Below are 23838 nucleotides of genomic sequence, written 5' to 3'. Positions count from 1 at the left end.
CTACCCCGGCGAAAAGGCATAGGGGCCGACCACCAGCCCGGTGAACAGCCCGGCATGGACCGAGGCGAGCGGCTCGACATTGATCGCAGCGCCGACTGGCTGCCACGCCTCCGCCCCCTCGGCGCGCCAGAACACCGCCGCGCTCCCGCCATCGAGGGCGAGGCGCAGTTCGATCGGGCCGTCGGTGGCCAGCGGGGCCGAGGCGACTTCGCGGCCGGAAGTCCCCTGCTCCGCGCTGTCACGCAGCCGCACCACGATCCGCCCCTGCTCCTTGCCCGCAGCGAGAAAGTGGCTTTCGTCCATGAAGGCGAGCAGCCCGGCAAAGTCGCCGCGCCGCTCGGGCGTGAAGGCGAGCCGAGTGGTAATGTCGGCGGTATGATGCCGCAGCCGCCGCCCGGTGAAGGCGGGCCGGCCGAGGCTCCCCGCCGCCGCCGGGCCTGCCGTCATGTGCAGCACGCCGTCGCCAACCTGCCACAGCGCCCCCTGCCCCGGCGTGCGCAACCCGATCCATTCGTCCGACAACGCGCCGTCGAACTCCTCGCGCCAGCTTTGCCAGGGCGAGGAGGGCGAAGCCGGAAGCTTCGGTGCCTTGGTCACCATCGGCACCGCCTCCTGCCGGTCAAGGAAACGCGGCCAGCCATCGATCCAGCGCAAGGGCAGCAGAAAGGTCTCGCGCCCCAGCAGCGTCGATTGCCCGGCAAAGGGCCGGGTGGCGAGGAACACGCCCCACCAGCCGCCATCCTCCAGTTGCACGATATCGGCATGGCCGGTCGCCTCGACCCGGTCGGCGCGCCCGGCGGGCAGATCGCGCTGGGTGAGAATCGGGTTGAACGGTCCCGGCGTGTAGGGCCCGGTCACGGCGGGCGCGCGGTAGATCGTCTGCGAGTGCTGGTCCGCCGTGCCGCCCTCGGCGGTGAGGAGGTAGTACCACTCGCCAACCTTGTAGATATGCGGCCCCTCGGCCCAGATCGGCTTGGTCGCAGGATCGACACCCTTGTCGACCAGCAGCGTGCGCTGCGGCAACACCTTCATCGCCACCGGGTCGAAGGCCTGAAGCCACAGCGCACGGTGGCCTTCGTATTCCGGCTCTCCCGGAGGCGCATCGTTGTAGACGATCCACGCTGTGCCATCGGCATCGAAGAACAGCGAAGGGTCGATCCCGCCGAAATCGAGCCACACCGGATCGCTCCACGGCCCGGCGGGATCGTCGGCGGTGATGACGAAATTGCCGCCACATTCGATGCAGGTGTTCACGATCCAGAACTTGCCATCGTGATGCGTGATCGCAGGTGCGAACAACCCGCGATTGGTGCCCAGCCCGCTGAAATCGAGCTGCGTCGGGCGGTCGATCGCGTTGCCAATCAGCCGCCAGTTCACCAGATCGGTCGAATGCAGGATCGGCAGGCCCGGAAACCAGCTGAAGGTCGATGTGACGGCGTAGAAATCGTCCCCCACCCGCACGATCGAGGGATCGGGGTGGAAGCCGGGAATCACCGGATTGCGATATTGCCCCTCGGCCACGGGCGCTCCGGCAGGCGCCTCATAGGCAAGATAATCGAACCGTGCGACCACATCGCGCCCCGCCGCCGCCGTGCCCGTCGCCGCCAGCACACACGCGCCCGCCAGCGCCGCCAGATGCCTTGCCATTACCTCTCCTCCCGTGTTTTTTGGGGGCTTGTCGGCCCGCCAATGTGCTCTTATGGTAGCGCTATCACAGCGGAGGGCAAGAGCCAGAAATGGCCGAGAGGATACTGGAAAGTCTGCCAGCGGATTACCGCGAGGGGCAGTTCATCGGCCGGGCGCTGTCGCCCGAGGGGCCGTGCGTCATCACCATTGCCGAAGGGCAGCTTCACGATCTTACCGGCGTCGCCAGCACCGTGGCGGGCGCGGTCGCCCGGCGTGCCTTCACCGGCGGCCGCGTGATCGGCCCGGTCGAGGATGGTCTACCCGATGGCTGGTCGCTGCTCGCGCCGATCGACCTTCAGGCGATCAAGGCCAGCGGCGTCACCTTCGCGCTCTCCGCGATCGAGCGCGTGATCGAGGAGCGTGCGCGGGGCGATGCCTCCGCCGCCGCCAGCATCCGGGCGCAGCTCGAAGACAAGGTCGGCAGCGGCATCCGCTCGGTCGTCCCCGGCAGCGCGGCCGCCGCGCAGTTGAAGGACGCGCTGATCGAGGAAGGGATGTGGTCGCAATATCTCGAAGTTGCGATCGGCCCGGATGCGGAAATCTTCTCCAAGGCACCCACGCTTTCGGCGGTCGGCACCGGGGCGCAGGTGGGCGTGCGCTCGGATTCGCACTGGAACAATCCCGAACCCGAAGTCGTGCTGGTGTGCGATTCGCACGGCGACGTGGTCGGCGCGACGCTCGGCAATGACGTGAACCTGCGCGATTTCGAGGGCCGCTCGGCGCTGCTGCTGTCGAAGGCCAAGGACAACAACGCCAGCTGCGCGGTCGGGCCCTTCATCCGCCTGTTCGACGACACCTTCACGATCGACGACGTCCGCCACGCCGAAGTGGAGCTCGTCATCGAAGGGCCCGAAGGCTACCGGCTCGAAGGGCGCAACGACATGAGCCAGATCAGCCGCGATCCGCTCGATCTGGTGGCGCAGTGCCTATCGGAACATCACTACCCCGATGGCTTCGTGCTGTTTTGCGGCACGCTGTTCGCGCCGACGCAGGACCGCGACACGCCGGGGGCAGGCTTCACGCACAAGGTCGGCGATGTCGTGACGATCCGCTCGACGCGGCTGGGGACGCTCACCAACACCGTCACCACGTCGCGCGATGCGCCGGCCTGGACGATGGGTTTCACCGCTTTTGCCCGCAATCTGGCCGAACGGGGCCTGATCGCGGCGATGTGACCGGCTTATAAGAATTGACACAGGCCGCCGGAGGGGGATCATCCCGGCCGCCACAGGGATGGGGAATGGACTTGGACGCGCAAACCAGCAGCGCAGGGGTGCACAGTGCGCTCTACCCGAGCTTGACGGGCAAACGGGTGATCGTCAGCGGCGGCGGCTCCGGCATCGGCGAAGGCATGGTCGAGGCTTTTGCGCGGCAGGGCGCGATGGTCGGCTTTGTCGACATTCAGGAACACCCCAGCGAGGCGCTGATCGGGCGGCTGGCAGGCGCGGATCATCCGCCGCACTTCCTGCCCTGCGACATCACCGATTGCGAGGATTACACCGCCAAGATCGGCGCGCTGATGGATCTGATCGGCGGGTGCGACGTGCTCATCAACAATGCCGCCAGCGATGACCGCCACAGCCTCGACGATGTCACCCCCGCCTATTGGGACGAGCGGATGGCGGTGAACCTCAAGCACCAGTTCTTCGCCGCGAAGGCGGTGGTTCCCGCGATGCGCGCGGCGGGCGGCGGATCGATCGTCAACATGGGTTCGATCAGCTGGCATCTGGGGCTCAAGGATCTGGTGATCTACCAGACTGCCAAGGCCGCGATCGAGGGGCTGACCCGCAGCCTCGCGCGCGAGCTGGGGCGCGACAACATCCGCGTCAACACCATCGTGCCCGGCAATGTCCAGACCCCGCGTCAGATGCGCTGGTACACGCCCGAAGGCGAGGCCGAGATCGTTGCCGCGCAATGCCTCGACGGGCGCATCCAGCCTGCCGACATCGCCGCGATGGCGCTGTTCCTCGCGTCCGACGATGCGCGCTTCTGCACCGCGCACAATTACTGGGTGGATGCCGGATGGAGATGACACTCCCGGTCGAGGCGGTGCTCGCCGCCGACAGCCTGCTGGGCGAAGGCGCGGTGTGGGATGCGGGCCGCCGCATCCTGTGGTTCGTCGACATCAAACGCCACCGATTGTGGCATTTCGATCCGACCAACGGCAGCAACGGCGTTGCCGAAGCCCCCGACCAGATCGGCTGGGCCGTCCCGGCAGAGGGCGGACTGCTGCTGTGCGGCCTCAAGGACGGGCTCTACACCTTCGCGCCCGAAACCGACACCTTCACCAAGCTTGCCAGCATACCGGGGGAACCGGCGACCAACCGGCTCAACGATGCCTGCACCGACCCGTGGGGCCGGGTGTGGTTCGGATCGATGGACGATGGCGAGCGTGAAGGCTCGGGCAGGTTCTACGTCTTCGACCGCGGCACGATCCGCGCCGCCGGGCCGAGCGGGATCACGATCACCAATGGCCCCGCCGTCAACGCGGCGGGCAGCCGCATATATTTCACTGACACCGGCGCGCAGAAGATCTTCGTCGCCGACCTGTCGGAAGCAGGCGTGGACGAGGCGCGGCTGTTTGCCGACACCGGGGCGCTGTTCCCCCATGCCTACCCCGATGGGCCGGTGGTCGATGCCGAAGATCATCTGTGGACCGGGCTCTATTTCGGTTCCTGCGTGGCGCGGTTCTCGCCCGACGGCGCGCTGGTCGCCACGGTGTCGATCCCGGCGCGCGACGTGACCAAGATGGCTTTCGGCGGGCCTGACCTCAGCACCGCCTTCGTCACCACCGCGATCAAGAACATGAGCGGCGCGGACATGGCGCAGCTGCCTTTGTCGGGCAGCCTGTTCGCCTTTCCCGCTCCGGTGGCAGGGGTCGCACAGACCCTCGCGAAACTCGGATGACGCGCTGGCCCTTCATGGCCGCACTCCTCGCCGCTGTGATGGCGGTGCCGGCTGCGGCCCATCCGGTGCTCGACCCCGGGTTCGGCGACAACATGGTGCTCCAGGCCGGGCATCCGCTGGTGCTTTCCGGGCAAGCGCAGGCGGGAGTGACGGTCACCGCACGGCTGGGGACGAGCGAGGCGCGCGCGGTGAGCGACGCGGCGGGCGGCTTCGTCATCACCCTCCCCGCGCAGACCGCCACCGCCACGCCGAACACACTGACGATCAGCGATGCGACCGGCGCGAGCACCTATGCGAATATCCTGATCGGCAATGTTTTCCTGTGCGGCGGGCAGTCGAACATGGAACTGCCGGTCGACCGCGCGCTCGATGTCTATAACCAGCTGCGCCAGGCCGCCGACGAGGGCATCCGTCTGCTGATGGTGCCGAAGGCCACCGCGCCGGTGCCGCAGGCGAGCTTCGCCGCGCCGACCGGATGGAAAGCCGCGACCGCCGAGACGGTCGCCCCCTTTTCCGCCGCGTGTTTCTACATGGCCAAGGCGCTGCGTCGCAAGGACCCGGCCACGCCGGTCGGGCTGATCCATTCCAATTGGGGCGGCAGCGCAGCGCGGGCGTGGTACGATCCCGCAGGGGGCGAGGCGATCGAGGGCGCCGAAGCGCTGGCTCTGCTCGCGCTCTACGACCGCGATCCCTATGCCGCCACGCAGGCCTTCGTGCCGCGCTGGTTCGATTTCTGGCGCGCGCGCGACAGGGGCCGCGAGCCGTGGAAAAACCCCGCTCTGCTCGACTGGAAGCCGATCCCCAAGTTCACGATGTGGAACGAGTGGGAAGGCACCGGGCTGGACAAGGAACCGCGCGCCAATGTGTGGCTGAAGCAGACCGTCACGCTCACCGCCGAGCAGGCGCGCGGTGACGGCAGCCTCGCGATCGGCGCGATCGACGACATGGATCTGACCTTCGTCAACGGGCACCCCGTCGGCTACACCTTCGGCTGGGGGGTGGAGCGCACCTACCGCGTGCCGGCGAAGCACTTGAAGGCGGGCGAGAACGAGATCCTGATCGCCGCCAACAACATGTGGGACACCGGCGGGTTCTTTGCCGGGCCGGAGCGCCTCCACTTCACCGCCGCCAATGGCGAGCGCGTCCCCCTCGGCGCGGATTGGCAATATGCCACCACCGCCGTCACCGACATTCCCCCGCGCGCGCCGTGGGATGCCAATGCCGGCGTGGGCGTGATGCACAACGCGATGATCGCCCCGCTCGGCCGGATGCGGCTTGCCGGGGTGGCGTGGTATCAGGGTGAGGCCGATGCGGGCCAGGGTCCCTACGATCCCAAACTCGCCGCGCTGTTCGCCGGATGGCGGCGGCAGTTCGGCCCGCAGGCGCGGATGCTGGTGGTGCAGCTCGCCGACTGGGGCGAGCGCCGCTCTGCCCCGACCGAATCCGGCTGGGCGCAATTGCGCGACGACCAGCGCCGCGGGGTCGCAGCGGATGCCAACGCCGCGCTCGTCACCGCGATCGATATCGGCGAGCCGACCGACATCCACCCCGCCAACAAGAACGATCTCGGCAAGCGCCTCGCCCAGGCCTTCGATGCCCGTGCCATGCCGATGCCCGCGCGTGCCGTCCGAGAGGGTGCGGCGGTGACAGTCAGCTTCACCGGGATCGCGGGCGGCTTGCAAGTCCAAGGCGGGCCCTACCCGCTCGGCGTCGAGCTGTGCGAGGCGGCCCCCGGCACCTGCCGCTTCGTGTTGGCCCGCGCCGAGGGCGACCGCCTGGTCCTCCCCGTGCCCGAGGGCATGGCCCCGACCCGCGTGCGATATGCCTGGGCCGATGCGCCGGTGGTCAATCTGGTCGACGGCGAAGGGATGCCGATTCCGGGCTTCGGCCTCGACATCACGTCATGACGATCACGCGCCGCGATGCGCTGGCGGGCGCGAGTGCCGCCGTCGCCGCGCTGGCGCTTCCCGGCGGAGCAACGGCGCATGAACCGCCGCCCGCCTTCGTCACCCGCGAGGGCACCCGGCTGATGCGGCATGGCAAGCCCTATCGCATCGTGGGCGCGAACCTGTGGTATGCCGCATGGCTTGGAGCCGATGCGGAGTTCGGCGACCGCGCAAGGCTGCTCCGCGAGTTGGACCGCCTCAAGGCGCTGGGCATCAACAACCTGAGGATCATGGCCGCCGCCGAGGAGGGCCCGCTCAGGAATTCGATCAAGCCCGGCTTTACCCGTGCCGACGGGCTGGAAAATCCCGCGCTGTTCGAAGGGCTCGACTTCGCCCTCGCCGCAATCGCCGAGCGCCGGATGACGGCGGTGCTGGTGCTGTCGAACTTCTGGGAGTGGTCGGGGGGCTTGCAGACCATCCAATGGCGCGCCACCGGCCGCTTTATCGACATGGGCGACCCCGCGCACCCCTGGCCCGCCTTCGCCGATGCGACCGCTGCCGCCTACGCCAATCCGCAGGTCGTGGCGCTGTACCTGTTGCACGTGCGCGCGCTGCTGGCCCGGCGCAACTCGGTGACCGGAACGCGCTATGCCGATGATCCCGCGATCATGAGCTGGCAGCTCGCCAACGAGCCGCGCCCCGGCGGGAGCGATGCGGCGATCGCGGCCAACCGCGCAGCCTACCTTGCGTGGATTGCCAAGACCGCCGAAGTGATCCGGGCCATCGCGCCGCACCAGCTCGTCAGCCTCGGGCAGGAAGGCACGCAGGCCACCAATGGCGACGGCGCACTGGTGGCCGAGGCCCATGCTGCGGTCGATTACGTCACCGCGCATATCTGGCCCCTGAACTGGAGCTGGGTGCGCGGCGACGATCTCGAAGGGACATGGCCCGAGGGCAAGCGCAAGGTCGAGGCCTACATCGCCGCCCACGTCGCGATTGCCGAGGCGCTCGGCAAGCCGCTGCTGATCGAGGAATTCGGCTTCCCCCGCGATGGCGAGGCCTATGCTCCGGGCGTCGCGACCACTTTTCGCGAGGCCTATTACCGCACCATCTACGACGCGGTCGAAACCAGTTGGAGCACAGGGGGCGTGATCGGCGGGAGCAACTTCTGGGCCTGGAACGGCGAGGCGCGGGCGGCGCATCCCGATGCGCGCTTCCGGGATGGCGACCGCGCCTACATGGGCGATCCGCCGCACGAGCCGCAGGGCTGGTACGGCGTGTTCGACAGCGACGCAGCGATGCACCGCGTGATCCGCGCCCATGCCGCGCTGGCGGCGGCAACGGCCTGATCACGGTGAGGCCCCCAAGCGCGTGACCGATATCGTCCTCCGATCCGGCGCGTGGCGCGCACGGCTGTTGCCCGAAGCGGGCGGGCTGATCGCCGCGCTGACCTGCGACGACGTGCCGGTTCTGCGCTCCATGCCCCCGGGCACGACCGACCCGCTGGCGGCGGCATGCTTCCCGATGGTGCCGTGGTGCAACCGCATCGGCGCGGGCCGCTTCGGCTGGGAGGGTCGCGTCGTCGCCCTCGCCCCCAACTTCCCGCCCGAGCGTCACGCGATCCACGGCCACGGCTGGCAATCGCCGTGGCAGGTCGAGAGCCACTCCGCCGAGGCCTGCACGCTGATCCACCGCCACGACGGCGCCGCACCCGGCTGGCCCTGGGCCTACGAGGCGCGGCAGACCGTCGCCCTCACCGACACCGCCTGCCGGATCGCGCTGACACTCACCAACCGCTCCGACCGGCTGATGCCCGGCGGGATCGGCCTCCACCCCTATCTGCGCCGCCGCCCCGAAAGCCGCGTGACTTTCGCCGCCGAGAGCGTGATCGAGGTGGGCGCGGACATGCTCCCCACCGGCACCATGCGTCCCGCAGACCGTTTCGCCGACTTCGCCCGCGGCGCGCCGCTGCCCGAGGCGACGGTCGACCACTGCTTCACCGGCTGGGCCGGGCAAGCCCATGTGCGCGACGACCTCGGCACCATCACGGTGGCCGCCGAGGGCGCACAGCACCTCCACCTCTACGCGCCCGAAGCGCCCGACATCCTCTGCCTCGAACCGGTGAACCACGCGCCCGACGCCGCCAACACCGGCGCCATGCCGCTGTGCGAGCCGGGCGAGACGATCGGCCTCACCCTGCGAATCGCGACCGCCTGACACGGCATCCCGGCACCGCCGCTGCGCGCGTGTTGGAGACACATGAGACACTGTCCAGGAACAAAAAACCGCCCCCGCGAGAGCCCCTTTGCGCGGCGCGCGCAATTGCGGTGCGGAGCGCAAATGACGCAGGCATGGATGCGATCCTGTCAGGTCGGAGCGCAGTAGGAAAGCCGCCTCGGGGCGGCGGTGCCTTCACCCCGGCTTGCGCCCGGATGACCGCACGCATCAGCCCGTATGCGTCATAAGTGAGGTGTTCCGCCGTGACCGCCCGCCGCCAAGCAGCGCGGCGAGCGGCCAAAGCAGGCAAATGGCTCCCGCCCGTCGGTGCCCCTCAATGGTTGTGCCGCGGCAGCTTCCTCGCGGTGCCGCGATACTTGAGCGCGAAGTCCATCACCCCGCCTTCGGCCAGCTGTCCGGTCTTTTCGCGGTAGAGTTCCTCCCACGGGGTCTGGCTTTCGGGCACCGGCGGGCAGGTTTCCTCTGCCTTGCGGCGGGCGATTTCGGCTGCGTCCACCAGCGCGTTGCAGGTGCGTGCGTTGAGATCGACGCGGATGATGTCGCCCGTGCGCAGCCAGCTGAGACCCCCGCCGACCGCGCTTTCGGGGCTGACATTGAGGATCGAGGGGCTGTCGCTCGTCCCCGATTGCCGCCCGTCGCCCAGCGTCGGCAGCCACGGCTTGCCGGCGCGGATCATCGCATCCGGCGGCTGCATGTTGACCACCTCGGCGCTCCCCGGCCAGCCGATCACGCCCGAGCCGCGGATCACGAGGATGCAGTCCTCGTCGATATTGAGTGCGGGGTCGTTGATGCGGTGGTGGTAATCGTCCGACCCGTCGAACACGATCGCGCGGGCTTCGAACACGCCTTCCATGCCGGGGCGCGAGAGATAGCGGGCGCGAAAAGCGAAGCCGATCACGCTGGTCTTGAGGATCGCGAAGTCGAACAGGTTGCCCGACAGCACCATAAACCCGGCCTTGTCGATCAGCGGATCATTGAAGGGCCGGATCATCTCGCGGTCGGGGCTTTCGGCGCCCGCGAGGTTTTCGGCCATGGTCTTGCCGGTGCAGGTGACGACATCGCCATGCAGCTTTCCGGCGTTCAGCAGTTCCCACATGGCGGCAGGCACGCCGCCCGCGCGGTGGAAACGCTCGCCAAGATATTGCCCGGCAGGCTGCATATTGACCAGCAGCGGCAGGTCGTAGCCGTGGGTCTGCCAGACGTCCGTTTCCAGCGGCACGCCTGCGTGCGCGGCCATTGCCATGATATGCGGCTGCGCATTGGACGAGCCGCCGATGACGCTGACCGTGGCGATCGCATTCTCGAAGGCTTCGCGTGTGAGGATGTCGGAGGGCTTGAGGTCTTCGAGCACCATCTCGACGATCCGCCGCCCCGTGCGATAGGCCACCTGCCCGCGCTCGCGGTACGGCGCGGGGATTGCCGCGCAGCCGGTGAGCGAGAGGCCCAGCGCCTCGGCCACGGCGTTCATCGTGCTGGCGGTGCCCATCGAATTGCAGTGCCCGGCAGAGGGCGCACTGCCCGTGGCGCGCTGGAGGAATTCCTCCTCGTCGATCTCGCCTGCCGCCAGCTTCCTGCGGCTGCGCCAGATCACCGTGCCGGAGCCGACCAGCTCGCCTTCATGCCAGCCGTCGAGCATCGGCCCGCCGCTCAGCACGATGGCGGGAATATCCACCGTCGAGGCTGCCATGATCTGCGAGGGCGTGGTCTTGTCGCAGCCGGTGGTCAGCACCACGCCATCGAGCGGATAGCCGTTCAGCAGCTCCACCAGCCCGAGATAGAGCAGATTGCGATCCAGCGCCGCCGTCGGCCGGCGACAGTTTTCGAAGATCGGGTGGACGGGAAACTCGATCGGGATGCCCCCCGCATCGCGGATGCCGTCGCGGGTGCGCTTGGCCAGATCGACATGGATGCGGTTGCAGGGGGAAAGGTCGCTGCCGGATTGCGCAATGCCGATGATCGGCTTGCCGCTTTGCAGTTCCTCGGGCGTCACCCCGTAATTCATGAAACGTTCGAGATAGAGCGCCGTCATGTCCATGCGTTCGCGGTTGTCGAACCAGTCGCGCGAGCGCAGGCGGCGGGGATAAGCTTGGTCGGTCATGTATTCCCGGGTGGTTTGCTGAAAGAGGAGGCGAGGCTGGGCCCCGCGTCGGAATTGCGGCGGATGAGCTGGTAGGCCAGCGTCAGCTGTTCGGGCTTGGCGCGCGCGGCGCGGCCCTTCTGCTTGTGGACCCGCGCGATCATCGCGACGGCTTCGGCGGTCATTTCGCGGATCGGCTGGCGGATGGTGGTGAGCTCGGGCCAGATCGAGCTGGCGAGCTCGGTATCGTCGAAGCCGCAGACGGTGATGTCGTTCGGCACGTCGAGATGGCGGCGGTGCGCCATCGCGACGGTGGCGGCGGCCATGTCGTCGTTCGAGGCGAAGATCGCGGTGGGCGGTTGCGTGGCGCCCAGCAGCTTCTCGGCCGCGACCATGCCCGAGCGATAGGTGAACTGGCCCTGCGCGATCAGGCCCTCGTCGATCGGGAGGCCAGCGTCCTTCATCGCCGAGCGATAGCCCAGCAGACGGCGGCCCGAGGCGACCTGTTCGGGGTTGCCGATGATGAAGCCGATGCGTTCGTGGCCCAGCCCGATGATATGGCGGGTCATGTCGTAGGCGGCTTGGAACTCGTCGATCAGCACCGCGCCGTGGCTGCCGGTTGCCCGGCCCGGCCCGACCGCCACCGCGATCCCGCCGGACGAGCGGATCAGATCGAGCACGCTCTGGTCGTCGCACAGCGGCGGGGGGAGGATGAAGCCCTCGATCCCGCCGTCCAATAGCTTCTTGATGACCTTCTGCGCCTCGGCCACGTTGTCGCAGGCCTGCACCACCAGATAGATATCTCGGCGGCTGGCTTCCTCGAGCGCGCCCATCAGGAACTCGCTGAGGTAGGAGGCCGAGGGGTTGTCGAACAGCAGCGCGATGCGCAGCTGCGATCCCGCCGCCAGCGAGCGCGCGGCGCGGTTGGGGACGTAGTTTAGCTTGGCGATCGCGCCCAGCACCTTCTGCTTGGTGTCCTCGCGCACGTTCTCCTCGCCGTTGATCACGCGGCTCACCGTCATCGGCGAACATTGCGCCTCGCGGGCGACATCGGTGATCGTGGGCGCGGCGTTGGATCGCCTTGCGGCGCGCTTGCGACCGGAGGTGGCGGGCGGGGCGAGGGTTTCGGCCTTGGTGCTCATGCCACCCGCCATACTGCGAGCGCCCGAGTATCAGCAAGCAAGATGATATGCGCTATCATTGCCCCCCTCATTGCCCCGGCGCCTCGGGAAAGCTGCGGGCCTTGTAGGCCTCGAGGCTTTCGGGGATGGGCCGCGCGCCGGCGGGAAGCGGTAGGCCGTTGATCGATTGCCAATAGGCCATCGAGGCATCGCGCCACCAGCGCGCGTCCTTCAGCTCGCGCGCCATGTCGGCGGCGACGGCGGCATGGCGCTCGGGATCGATGTGGCCCCGCAGCGCCTCCCACCCCTGCATCCGCGCCTGCAAGCCGATTTCGGCCCAGGCATATTCGGCGGAGAGGCGCTCCCACAGCGTATCCCCGCCCTTGATGCGATGATCCCATCGGACGCGGTGGAACCACAGCAGATAGTCCTCGTCGATCGTCGCCGGATCGGCCCACTGCGCCGCGACGCCGGGCGCATATTGCGCGAGCGCGCCGGAGCCGTTTTCGGTGCGGTCGAAGCCGATCCCCTCCTTGTCGGCGCGGTGATAGTAGCACGGGTTCCACTCGGGCCGCTCCAGATCGCACACCCACGGTGCGGGGCCATAGTGGTGGCCGGTGCCCATCAGGTGCGCAAGGCCGAGTGGCGCGGTGTATTGCGCCACAAGATCGCGGCTGGCGAGCATCATGGCGGAGATGCGCCTGGTGGCCTCGGGATCGCGGGTAAAGGTCTGCGCGGCCCATTCGCGGGCGATATCCTCGCTCGAAAGCGATGGATTCCATGCCAGCCGCCCGAAGGCATACCAGTTGGCCTGATCGAAATGCGTGCCTGTCCAGTTGCGGTCGCTCCCGGTGTTGGCAACCCCCGCCATGCCGACCGGCGCGACGACCTGCGCGACCGTGGCCGAGGCGATGGGTTCGTTAGGGTCGACCTCGGGCCCATGGCTCGACCAGATCCGCGGCTCGCGCCGGTCGCGCGCGGCGGGGCGGCCGGTGTTCGCCTTCAGCACTTCCTCCCACGTGGGTGCGAGGTAGGCCATGCCGGTCGCCTGCCCGAGATATTCGCGGGTGATCTGCGCCTCCAGCATCAGCCGCGTGTTGGGCATCGCGCCGAACAGCGGGTGGAACGGCTCGCGCGGCTGGAAGTCGAGCGGGCCGTTCTTGACCTGTACGATCACATTGTCGGCAAACTGCCCGTCCAGCGGCACGAACTCGGCATAGGCCTGCATCGTCCGGTCGATGCTGTCCTCCGCCTTGTAAACGAAGGCGCGCCAGATCACCGTGCCCCGCTCACCCAGCGCTGCGGCGAGCATGTTCGCGCCCTCGGCATGGCTGCGGCCATAGTCCTGCGGGCCGGGCTGGCCTTCGCTGTTGGCCTTCACGAGGAAGCCGCCGAAATCGGGGATGCTGGCGTAGATTTCGTCCGCCTTTGCCTGCCACCACGCCTCGACAGCGGGGTCGAGCGGGTCGGCGGTCGCCAGCCCGCCGATCTCCATCGGCGCGGAGAATCGCGCCGACAGGAACACCCGGATGCCATAGGGCCGCCACGCATCGGCCAGCCGCTTGAGTTTGGCGATATAGCGGGCCTCGAGCATGAAAGCCTTGGCATTGACGTTGTTCACCACCACGCCGTTGATGCCGATGCTGGCATTGGCCCGGGCATAGTCGATCATCCGCGGGTCGAGTTTTTCGGGCAGATGCCACCAGTCGAAGATCGAACGCCCCGCATAGCCACGCTCGACATGACCATCGGGGTTATCCCAATGATTGAGCATCCTGAGCGGCATGACCGGATAATCGACGCGCCGCGGGATCGCCATCAGCCGGGTGCCCTGCCCCAGCTCGCGCAGCAGCTTGTAGCTGGCATAAAGGCAGCCGACGTGATCGCTCGCGCTGATCTGGATCGTCCGGTGGTTCTCGATGGTCATCGGGAGCAGCAAGAATCCATTGTCGCCGTCGCCCTTGTCCGTACCGCATCTGAAGACGAGCGTGACCGAATCGGGCCGCGGCGCGGCGCTTTCGCCGCCCTGCAATGCAGCCAGGCCGCGGCGCAATTCGTCGCGCGCGATGACGAGTGTCGGGCTGACGGGATCGGTCAGATCGCCCATCACGACCGGCGCCGCCGCGCGCAGATCGGCCAGCGCCTCACCCTCCAGCGGGGCGTGGCGCAGCCACAGCGCATAGCCATCCTCGGCGCGCAACGGCGCCGCCAGCAGGATGGCCGCGATTGCTATCGCAAGCCGGTTGACAAGCCCTCTCCCTCTCATCATGGTAGCGCTACCACAAACACGGAGCCAGTCAAGCGGCCGTGCAGGGAGAGGGACATAGCATGAGAGGGATCAAGCGGGCCGCGCTGGCGGCTGGCGTGTGTCTGGCGGCGTTCGGGATGGTGGCTGCCGAATCGGGCCATGCGCAGACCGTGGCGGTCGAGCGCGCGATGAAGGACGCGCCCTACTGGAACGCCAATCTGCCGGTCGAACAGCGCGTCGAGGATCTGCTGGCGCGCATGACGCTGGAAGAAAAGGTCGCGCAGATCATCACCATCTGGGATTCCAAGCCCAAGATTCAGGGCGAAGGCGATGTCTTCGATCCCGCCAAGGCCGCCGCCATGTTCCCCGACGGGATCGGCCAGATCGCGCGGCCTTCGGACCGTTCGGGCCCCTCGTCGCCGCGGGTTGTCCCGCGCCGTTCGATCGAGGATTCGATCCAGTACGTGATCGATGCGCAGCGCTGGGCGATGGAAAACACCCGGCTCGGCATCCCGATCCTGTTCCACGAGGAATCGCTTCACGGCTTGGCGGCCAAGGATGCGACCGCCTTTCCGCAGGCCATCGGTCTTGCCAGCACATGGGACCCCGCGCTGGTGCGCGAGATCAACGCCCTGATCGCTGACGAGACCCGCGCGCGCGGCGTCCACTCGGTGCTCTCTCCCGTGGTGGATGTCGCGCGCGATCCGCGCTGGGGCCGGATCGAGGAAACCTTCGGCGAAGATCCCTTCCTCGTCGGCGAGATGGGCGTCGCCTCGGTCGAAGGGCTGATGGGCACGGGCACCGCGCGCAAGCTTGCGCCGGGCAAGGTGCTGGCGACGCTGAAGCACATGACCGGCCACGGCCAGCCCGAAAGCGGCACCAATGTGGGGCCCGCCCAGATCAGCGAGCGCACGCTGCGCGAAGCCTTCTTCCCGCCCTTTGAGCAGGTGGTGAAGCGCACCAAGATCGACGCGGTGATGGCGAGCTATAACGAGATCGACGGCGTGCCCTCCCACGCCAACCGCTGGCTGCTGGAGGATGTGCTGCGCGGCGAGTGGGGGTATCGCGGCGCGGTGGTCTCTGATTACTACGCGATCGAGGACATGGCGCGCCTGCACAATATCGCGCCCGACAATGCCCGCGCGGGCGAGATCGCGTTGCTCGCCGGGGTCGATGTCGACCTGCCCGAAGGCGCAGGCTTCAAAGATCTCGCCAAGAGCGTGCGCGAAGGCCGCGTGTCGCAGGCGGCGATCGACACCGCGGTGCGCCGGATGCTGACCAGCAAGTTCAACGCCGGACTGTTCGACAATCCCTGGCCCGATCTCGCCAAGGCCAAGACCTCGAACGGGGCAGAAGGCGTCGCGCTGGCGCGGAAGGCGGCGGAAAAGTCGCTGGTGCTGCTCAAGAACAACGGCGCGCTGCCGCTGGCGGTGCCCGACAAGGCTGGTGGCAAGAAGCCCACCATCGCGGTGATCGGCCCCAATGCCGATGTCGCGCGGCTGGGCGGCTATTACGGCGAACCGCGCGTAAGCGTCACCCCGCTGGCGGGCCTGCGCGCGGCGGTCGGCAACCGCGCGAACATCGTTCACGCGATGGGCGTCGACATCGTCAAGGGTGACAGCGACTGGTGGGACGATCCGGTCGAGCTCGCCGACCCGGAAGAAAACCGCCGCCGCATCGCTGACGCGGTCGAGGTGGCGAAGGGTGCCGACACCATCGTGCTGTTCATCGGCGACACCGAGAAGACCAGCCGCGAAGGCTGGGCGACCGGGCACCTCGGCGACCGCACCAGCCTCGATCTCGTCGGCGAGCAGAACGAGCTCTTCGCTGCGATGAAGGCGCTCGACAAGCCGCTGGTGGTGGTGCTCGTCAATGGCCGCCCGCCGAGCTATCCGATGATTGCCGACGGCGCCGATGCTATCCTCGAGACATGGTATGCGGGCGAACAGCAGGGCACCGCGATTGCCGATGCGCTGCTCGGCAACGTCAATCCCGGCGGCAAGCTGCCGGTGACTGTGGCACGCAATGTCGGCCAGCTGCCGATGTTCTACAACCACAAGCCGAGCGCGCGGCGCGGCTATCTGTTCGACACCACCGCGCCGCTGTTCCCCTTCGGCTACGGGCTCAGCTACACCACCTTCCGGCTCGGCGCGCCGCAGCTGTCGAAGACGACGATCCGGCCCGGCGAAGGCGTGACGGTGACGGTGCCGGTGACCAACACCGGAAGCCGCGCGGGCGACGAGGTGGTGCAGGTCTACCTGCGCGACGACATCAGCTCGGTCACGCGCCCGGTGAAGGAACTGGCGGGCTTTGCCCGCGTCACCCTCGCCCCCGGTGAGACGCGCAATGTCGCCATCACCCTGCGCCCCGATGCCTTCATGCTGTGGAACACCGACATGAAGCAGGTCGTGGAGCCCGGCACCTTCACGATCATGACCGGCGCGAATTCTGCGGAGGTGCAGAGCGTGACGCTGACGGTGGCGGAGTGAGCCTCTCCCGCCGTCATGCGCTGCGCCTGATGGCGGGCGGCAGCCTCGCCGCGCTGGCGCTGGGATCGGGGCCGGCGGCGTGGGCGGCGCAGGATCGCCCGCTCTACAAGGATGCCGCCGCGCCTATTCCCTTGCGCGTCGCCGACCTGATGGCGCGCATGACGCTGGAGGAGAAGGTCGCGCAAATCCGCACCGCATGGGCGGCGAAGGGCGACATGATCGACGAGCTGGCGTTCAATCCCGCCAAGGCCAGCGCCGCCTTCCCCGACGGGATCGGCCATGTCACCCGTCCCAGCGACAAGCGCGGCGTGCCGGGCATCACCGGCGCGGCGGGCGGCACCGCGGCACGCTGGCGCACTCCGGCACAGACCGTCGCCTTCATCAATGCGCTGCAACGCTGGGCGCTGGAGGACACCCGCCTCGGCATCCCGGTGCTGCTGCACGAGGAATCGCTCCACGGCTACATGGCGACCGAGGCGACCATGTTCCCGCAGGCGATCGCGCTCGCAGGCAGTTTCGACACCGATCTGATGCGCCGCGTCCAGTCGGTGATCGCCCGTGAGGTGCGCGCGCGCGGCGTGCCGCTGGTGCTCTCGCCGGTGGTCGATATCGTGCGCGATCCGCGCTGGGGGCGGATCGAGGAGACCTGGGGCGAGGACCCCTACCTCGCCGCCGAAATGGCGGTCGCCGCGGTCGAGGGCCTGCAAGGGCCGGGCAAGTTCGAGCGGCTGGCCGATGGCAAGGTCTTCGCGACGCTCAAGCACATGACCGGCCACGGTCAGCCCGAAAGCGGCAACAACGTCTCCCCCGCCCAGATTTCCGAGCGCGAGCTGCGCGAGAATTTCTTCCCGCCCTTCCGCGAGGTGGTGCAGCGCTGCTCCGTCGGCGCGGTCATGCCGAGTTACAACGAGATCGACGGCGTGCCCTCCCACGCGAATACATGGCTGCTGGGCACCGTCCTGCGCGGCGAGTGGGGCTTCGACGGGATCATCGCCAGCGATTATGGCGGCGTCCATGAGCTCGCGACGCTCCACCATGTCGCGCGCGATCTGGAGGATGCGGCACATCAGGCGCTGCTGGCGGGTGTGGACAGCGAACTGCCCGAAGGCATGGCCTTCGCCACCCTGCCCGATGCCGTGCATGCTGGCCGCATCCCGCAATCGCTGGTGGACACCGCCTGTGCGCGGATGCTCGCCTTCAAGTTCCGCTGCGGGCTGTTCGAGAACCCCTATGGCGATGCCGCGCTGGCCGAACGCATCACCGGCAACACCGAAGCGCGCGCGCTGGCGCTGGAGGCGGCGCGCAAGGGCGTGTGCCTGCTGACCAACAACGGCGCGCTGCCGCTCGACCGCGCCAAGTTGGGCCGCGTCGCGGTGATCGGACCGAACCATGCCATCGCGCGGCTCGGCGGCTATTCGAGCGTGCCGAAGCAGACCGTCAGCCTGATCGAAGGGCTGCGGATGGTCGCGCCGGAGGCTGACTTTGTCACCGCGCAGGGTGTGTTCATCACCACCAGCGAAGACCGCTCTGCCGACGAGATCACGCTCGCCGACCGCGCCGAAAATCTGCGTCTGATTGCGCAAGCGGTAGAGGTTGCCAAGACCGCCGACACCATCATCCTCGCGATCGGCGACACCGAACAGACCAGCCGCGAAGGCTTTGCCAAAAACCATCTCGGCGACCGCACCGGGATCGACATCATCGGCGAGCAGAACGAACTGGTCGATGCGCTCGCGGCGCTGGGCAAGCCGCTGATCGTCGCCGCTTACAATGGCCGCCCGCCGAGCTGGCCGAACGTGGTCGCCAAGGCAGATGCCGTGCTCGAATGCTGGTATCCGGGGCAGGAGGGCGGGCAGGCCGTCGCCGAGGCGCTGCTGGGGGACATCAATCCCGGCGCAAAACTGCCCGTCAGCGTGGTGCGCAATTCGGGCCAGATCCCGTTGTTCTACAACCACAAGCCCAGCGCGCGGCGCGGTTATCTGTTCGACGACACGAGCCCGCTGTTCCCCTTCGGCCACGGGCTCAGTTACACCAGCTTCGCCATCTCTGCCCCGCGCACCGCCAAGCCGCGGTTCGGCCGCGACGAGGATGTCGTCGCCCAAGTCACCGTCACCAACACCGGCGCGCGCAGCGGCGACGAGGTGGTGCAACTCTACATCACCCGCACCGGCCTGTCGGTGACGCGCCCGGTGCTGGAGCTGAAGGGCTTCCAGCGCGTCACGCTCCAGCCGGGCAAGAGCCGCACGCTCACCTTCATCATCCCCGCGCGCCAGCTGGCGGTGTGGGACGATACCCTTGCCGAGACCAACCCGCCCGGCCCGTTGCGGCTGTGGGCGGGGAGCAGCTCGGCCAGCCTCACCCCGCTCGACGTGGAGATCATCTGACATGGACCCCAAGACCTTCACTCTCTCGCGCCGCGCGGCGCTCGCCGGGATCGCCGCGCTGCCGCTGGTCGGCTGCGGCGGCGGTTCGTCGGGGACGACGCCCGCGCCCGTCGCGAGTCCGCCCCCGCCCCCGCCCAGCGCCGGGCCCACCGGCGTGCCGCAGCCCGGCCTCAACGCCATCGCTGCGCGCGGCGGGCGCAGGTTCGGCAGCGCCATCGCCTCCACCCCGGGAAACACCAATGCCGGGTCGATCCAGAACCCGGCCTACACCGCCATCATCAAGGGCGAGTGCGGCATCGTCGTGCCCGAGAACGAGATGAAGTGGCAGGCCGTGCGCCCCTCCCCCACCGCCTACAATTTCGACCGGATGGACGAAATCGTCGGCTGGGCGCAGCGCGAGGGTGCGGCGGTGCGCGGGCACACGCTGCTGTGGCACCGCCCGCAGTGGTTCCCGAACTGGCTCAACACCTATGATTACGGCGCCAACCCGGTGCAGGAGGCCGAGCGCCTGCTGACAGAGCATATCCAGACCGTTACCCGTCGCTACAAGGGGGTGATCACCTCATACGACGTGGTCAACGAAGCGATCGACCATGATCGCAACGCGCCGATCGAAACCAGCATGAGCCGCGCGATGGGCAGCCCCGAAGCGGTGCTCGATCTCGCCTTTCACACCGCTCGCGCCGAGTTGCCGGACGCGCAGCTGGTCTACAACGACTACATGAGCTGGGAGCCGCAGCACCAGAAGCACTGCGCCGATGTGCTGCGCCTGCTGGAAGGGCTCAAGAAGCGCGGCACCCCGGTCGATGCGCTGGGCATCCAGTCGCATATCGAGATTTTCGCGATCGATCCCGCCACCGGCGTCGGACCCTATGCGGAGCGCGAATGGCGCGCCTTCCTCGATGAAGTGACCGGCATGGGTTACCGCTTGCTGATCACCGAATTCGACGTGAAGGACAAGGCGCTCCCCGCCAATATCGCCCAGCGCGACGAGAAGGTCGCGGACTTCGCCCGGCGCTACTTCGAGCTGATGCTCGATTACGACGCGCATCTCGACGATGTGCTCGCCTGGGGCATGGTTGACCGGTTCAACTGGTTGCAGGGCTTCGACCCTGCCAAGCGCGCCGACGGGCAGGAGGTGCGCGGCACCCCCTATGATTCCCAATACCGCGCCAAGCCGCTGCGCAGCGCGCTGGCCAATGTCATGGCTGCTGCCGGCTGATCCTCGCGCCGGTCAGAGCCCCTTGAGGCCCGGGCAGCCATGCCCGGGCCCTTTTTTTTTGCGCCCGATGCCCCGGTGCGCGCCGCAACGGAAAAGGGCCCTCCGACCGAAGCCGGAGAGCCCTTTCCCTGGGGAGCCCTTGATGGCGTGTGAGGGGCTAGAAGTTGCCCCTGACGATGAAGGAGAAGCGCCGGTCGTTCATGAAGAACGAGCGCGGGGCCAGCACATTCGGGTCGCCGGTATAGGCCTGCGTGGTGCGGGTCACTTCGTCGAGCAGGTTCACGCCCTGCACCCCGACGCGGATCTGGTCGGTGACGTTGAAGAAGATCGACGCATCCAGCTGCCCGGTCGATTCGTTGAAGATCGAATAGTACGGGAAGATCACATCCGCCGGGGTCAGCAGGAAGCGCGAGCGCCAGTTATAGGCGGCACGCAGGCTGATCGGACCCTTTTCGTAGAACACCGTCGCATTGACGTTGTGCTTCGACAGCTGTTCCAGCGGGAGGTTGCCCGGCGGCACGGTGGACTCGTCGACCGGCTCCCCGGTGTTGAGGAAGGTGTTCGGAAGGCCGCTGCTTTCGATGTAGGTGTAGTTGGCCGCAACCCCCAGCCCGTCGAGCGGCTTGGGCAGGAAGTCGTAGGTCTGCTGATAGGCCAGCTCGAAACCCTTGATCTTGCCGTTGTCGTCGAAGTTGGCGGGCCCGCGCACCAGCACGTCGCGGGTGATCCCGTTGCTGGTGACTTCGCGGCTGGTGATCTCCTGGAAGAAGAAGTCGTTGATGTCCTTGTAGAAGGCATTGAAGGTCAGCGATCCGACCGTGTCGAAATACCACTCCACCGTGGCATCGAACTGCCATGCCGTGGCCGGACGGATGAAGGGGTTGCCCGAGTTGGCCGTCAACTCCCCGCTCTGCCCCAGACCGATCTGGAGGAAATTGCGGACATAGGAGTTGTCGGGCCGGGTCAGCACCCGCGAACCGGCAAGGCGCACGATCACGTCGTCGGTGATCCCGAGCTTGAGGTTCAGGCTGGGCAGCCAGAAGCTGTAATCCACCTCGGCCACGTCAAGCCGCGATCCGCCGTTGCCGGCAAAGGTCTGCAGCTCGGCATAGCCCTGCGGCCCGAGGTTGCAGACCCCGCCCGGCGAACTTGGCGGGGTACCCGGAGGCGCGCCCGGCGGCACCACCGACTCGCAGCGCTCGTCGAACGGATCGAGGATGTTGAGCGCCTGCTGGCTCGGCACGCCGATCGAACCCTGCGAGCGGATGCGGGTGTTGACGTAGCGCAGGCCGATATTGCCCGACAGGCGCAGGTCGCCGAACACGTTGTCGCTGCCGAAGTCGAGCTGCACATAGGCAGCCGTATCCTGCTGGGCGATGGGCTGGATGTCCTCGGGCAGATAGGGCGTCCCGGCAATCGCGCCCTGACGGCCCGACAGCGGCACCCAGCTCGGCGAAGCACCCAGCGCAGTGGCCTGATCTTGGATCCCCTGGAAGTCGGCGATCGCGCCCTCATAATCGCCGATCAGATCCCCGGCATAATAGAACGCACCCGGAGGGCCCGGTACCCGGCCGCGGAAGAAGTTCGGGAAATCGTAGCGTTCCGACAATTCCGGCGCGCTGTCGGCGAAGTTGACCGGGCGGCTTCCCGACCAGGTCTCGCTCAGCATCCCCCAGTTGTAGGTGGTGTAACGCACCGTCTGGTCACGATCCTGATAGCGCGCGCCCCACTTGGCCTTGCGAATGAAGGAATCGTCGTCGAATTCGTAGGCCATGTCGGCTTGGAAGGCATATTGCTTGCCGGTCGAATCCTCGATGTGATCCATCGCCGCGCGCCAGAACTGGAAGCGCGGATCGTTGAAGTACTGCTCTTCCGTCGCGTTGGCGAGATCGGCGCCCGGCGTCGACCAGACATAGCCGAGGAACTGCGGCTTGCGCGGAATGATCGTCGGCAGATTGCCCGAAATGTCGAGCTCCTGGTCGGCGAAGGTCGATCCGAACACGCTGAAATCGAGGTTCTGCTTGCGTGAGGTCGCATATTGCGCATCGAGCCGCAGTGACAGGCGATCGGTCAGCTCGGTCTTGAGGTTGATCGAGTAGTCCTCGTTGGCGATCTCGTCATTCACCTGCCGCCGGGCGAGCGATTGCTGCAGGCCGCCGATCGGCACGAAGGGCGAGGCACCCGGATCGCCGCGCCAGCCGTTGGAGGCGTTGACGATGTAGCCCGACTGGAACAGGCCGGTGTCGGTGTAGTTGAAATCGGTGAACCCGCCCACCGGGCACTGCGCGCGCGGCGTGGGGTCGCCCGCGGTGCCATCGGGATTGACCCGGGTGGGGCCATCGGCGTTCTGCAGACAGCCGATCGGATAGGTCTGATATTCGGACAGGTCGGGTGCGGTTTCGTAGGTATATTCGCCCCACTTGTTGGTCGAGGCCGAACGGATGAATTCGGCGGTGATGAGGGTCTTCTCGTCGATCGATTCGAACTGCGCCGAAATCGCGATACCGTTGCGCTCGCGATCGAATTCCTGCGTGCGGAACTGGCCGCCGACAGGGGCGACGCGCGAATCGGCATAGTCGGCAAAACCGTCCGCACCCGGCGTACCGGCGACGCCGCACAGCGATCCGGCCGGCGGCAGGGTGAAGTTGTCGGTCGAACCGGGCAGCGGGTTGCGGCACACCTGCACGCCGTCGGCATTGGCGGCGCTGACGAGACGGCCGTCGCGAGTCTGGTAGTTGGCGATCTGCACACCGTCGGCGCGGCTCTTGATACGCGAATAGGATGCGCTCGCCAGCAGGCCGAAGCGGCCCTTGTCGGTCTCCCAGGTGTTGCTGATGAGGCCCGAGATCGTCGGCGTCCATTCCTTGCGGAAATCGCCGTAATTGGCCTCGGCGCTGAGCGCGATCTTGAAGCCATTGTTGTCGAACGGCTTGCGGGTAATGAGGTTGACGGTGCCCGCAAGGCCGCCCTCGATCGTCTCGGCGGTGGCGTTCTTGCTGATCACCACCGAGCCGAGGAGCTCGGCCGGCACGTCGGCAAAGTTCAGTGCCTGCCCGCCGACACCCGCCGCAAAGGCGGAGCGGCCGTTGAATTCGGACCGCACGAAGTTGAGACCGCGCACCACGACGCCCGAACCTTCGACCGAGAAGTGGTCCGGATCGTTCGACCCGGCGAAGCGGTTGATCGCGATGCCGGGGACGCGCTGGAGCGCTTCGGTCACCGAACGGTCGGGCAGCGCGCCGATATCCTGCGCGGTGATCGCGTCGACCACGGTGTCGGAATTCCGCTTGAGGTTCTGGGCATTCGCGAGCGAGGCGCGCAGACCGGTGACGAGGATCTCGTTGGCACTGACATCTTCGGCGGGGACTGCATCTTCGACATCGGGGTCCGGCTGTTCGGCATCCTGTGCGACGACCAGCTGGCCACTCAGCGCACTGCCAACCACCAGCACCGAAGCCCCGGCACGCAAGGCCCCCTTCAACCAGCCGGTTTGACTCCCAGCCAGAACGGCACGGTGCTGCATCGCGATGCGCATAAGATCCCTCCCCATGTTAGCGCTATCATTTATTGCCAGATAGCT

The 23838-nt window shown here is 67.6% G+C and carries 14 protein-coding genes; 9 read left to right on the top strand and 5 right to left on the bottom strand.

Features of this window, described 5'->3' with window-relative positions; genetic code table 11:
• Entirely contained in the window at nt 1–1647 is a 1647-nt protein-coding gene (locus E2E27_RS07775) for a glycoside hydrolase family 43 protein (protein WP_141458408.1), read from the bottom strand.
• A gap of 89 nt (nt 1648–1736) precedes the next feature.
• Between E2E27_RS07775 and E2E27_RS07770 the strand changes: the two genes are divergently transcribed.
• The 6 genes from E2E27_RS07770 (at nt 1737) to E2E27_RS07745 (ending at nt 8696) form a co-directional block, all read left to right on the top strand.
• The gene (locus tag E2E27_RS07770) at nt 1737–2861 is read left to right on the top strand and encodes a fumarylacetoacetate hydrolase family protein (protein ID WP_141458407.1); all 1125 of its coding nucleotides are present in this window, start codon (nt 1737–1739) and stop codon (nt 2859–2861) included.
• A 98-nt stretch (nt 2862–2959) separates the two neighbouring features.
• The gene (gene xylB, locus E2E27_RS07765) at nt 2960–3718 is read left to right on the top strand and encodes a D-xylose 1-dehydrogenase (RefSeq protein WP_141461699.1); all 759 of its coding nucleotides are present in this window, start codon (nt 2960–2962) and stop codon (nt 3716–3718) included.
• On the top strand, nt 3709–4593 hold the full coding sequence (locus E2E27_RS07760; RefSeq protein ID WP_141458406.1) for an SMP-30/gluconolactonase/LRE family protein: 885 nt from the start codon (nt 3709–3711) through the stop codon (nt 4591–4593). Before xylB ends, E2E27_RS07760 begins: the two co-directional genes overlap by 10 nt.
• Nucleotides 4594–4607: 14 nt before the next feature.
• Nucleotides 4608–6500 (top strand): sialate O-acetylesterase, encoded by a 1893-nt coding sequence (locus tag E2E27_RS07755; RefSeq protein WP_234036238.1) that lies wholly within the window; start codon nt 4608–4610, stop codon nt 6498–6500.
• Nucleotides 6497–7828: a glycoside hydrolase 5 family protein gene (locus tag E2E27_RS07750; RefSeq protein WP_141458404.1), complete on the top strand. Its 1332-nt coding sequence runs from the start codon at nt 6497–6499 to the stop codon at nt 7826–7828. Before E2E27_RS07755 ends, E2E27_RS07750 begins: the two co-directional genes overlap by 4 nt.
• Before the next feature lie 22 nt (nt 7829–7850).
• The gene (locus E2E27_RS07745; RefSeq protein WP_181443622.1) at nt 7851–8696 is read left to right on the top strand and encodes an aldose 1-epimerase; all 846 of its coding nucleotides are present in this window, start codon (nt 7851–7853) and stop codon (nt 8694–8696) included.
• Nucleotides 8697–9030: 334 nt separating this feature from the next.
• Here the strand turns inward: E2E27_RS07745 and E2E27_RS07740 are convergent, their stop codons facing one another.
• From E2E27_RS07740 to E2E27_RS07730, 3 genes are all read right to left on the bottom strand, one after another.
• Entirely contained in the window at nt 9031–10815 is a 1785-nt protein-coding gene (locus E2E27_RS07740) for an IlvD/Edd family dehydratase (RefSeq protein WP_141458402.1), read from the bottom strand.
• Nucleotides 10812–11936, bottom strand: coding sequence for a LacI family DNA-binding transcriptional regulator (locus E2E27_RS07735; RefSeq protein ID WP_141458401.1), 1125 nt, complete (start codon nt 11934–11936; stop codon nt 10812–10814). Before E2E27_RS07735 ends, E2E27_RS07740 begins: the two co-directional genes overlap by 4 nt.
• Nucleotides 11937–12003: 67 nt before the next feature.
• Nucleotides 12004–14184, bottom strand: a complete 2181-nt coding sequence (locus tag E2E27_RS07730) for an alpha-glucuronidase family glycosyl hydrolase (RefSeq protein WP_199799101.1) — start codon at nt 14182–14184, stop codon at nt 12004–12006.
• 59 nt (nt 14185–14243) lie between these two features.
• Here E2E27_RS07730 and E2E27_RS07725 point away from each other — a divergent pair, with 59 nt between their 5' ends.
• From E2E27_RS07725 to E2E27_RS07715, 3 genes are read left to right on the top strand one after another with little or no spacing between them, the layout of a single operon-like run.
• A complete protein-coding gene (locus E2E27_RS07725; RefSeq protein WP_502705536.1) occupies nt 14244–16652 on the top strand; it encodes a glycoside hydrolase family 3 N-terminal domain-containing protein in 2409 nt (802 codons plus the stop codon).
• 29 nt (nt 16653–16681) lie between these two features.
• A complete protein-coding gene (locus tag E2E27_RS07720; RefSeq protein ID WP_141461692.1) occupies nt 16682–19036 on the top strand; it encodes a glycoside hydrolase family 3 N-terminal domain-containing protein in 2355 nt (784 codons plus the stop codon).
• A gap of 1 nt (nt 19037) precedes the next feature.
• Nucleotides 19038–20258, top strand: coding sequence for an endo-1,4-beta-xylanase (locus tag E2E27_RS07715; protein ID WP_141458400.1), 1221 nt, complete (start codon nt 19038–19040; stop codon nt 20256–20258).
• Between the two features lie 157 nt (nt 20259–20415).
• On the opposite strand, the gene E2E27_RS07710 is transcribed toward E2E27_RS07715, so the two are convergent.
• Nucleotides 20416–23808 (bottom strand): TonB-dependent receptor, encoded by a 3393-nt coding sequence (locus E2E27_RS07710; protein ID WP_141458399.1) that lies wholly within the window; start codon nt 23806–23808, stop codon nt 20416–20418.
• Nucleotides 23809–23838 lie beyond the last annotated feature (30 nt).

This window comes from Porphyrobacter sp. YT40 (assembly GCF_006542605.1).
Classification (GTDB): domain Bacteria; phylum Pseudomonadota; class Alphaproteobacteria; order Sphingomonadales; family Sphingomonadaceae; genus Erythrobacter.
The sequence above is the reverse complement of the archived record's forward strand: the minus strand, read 5'-3'. Positions and strand labels throughout refer to the sequence as shown.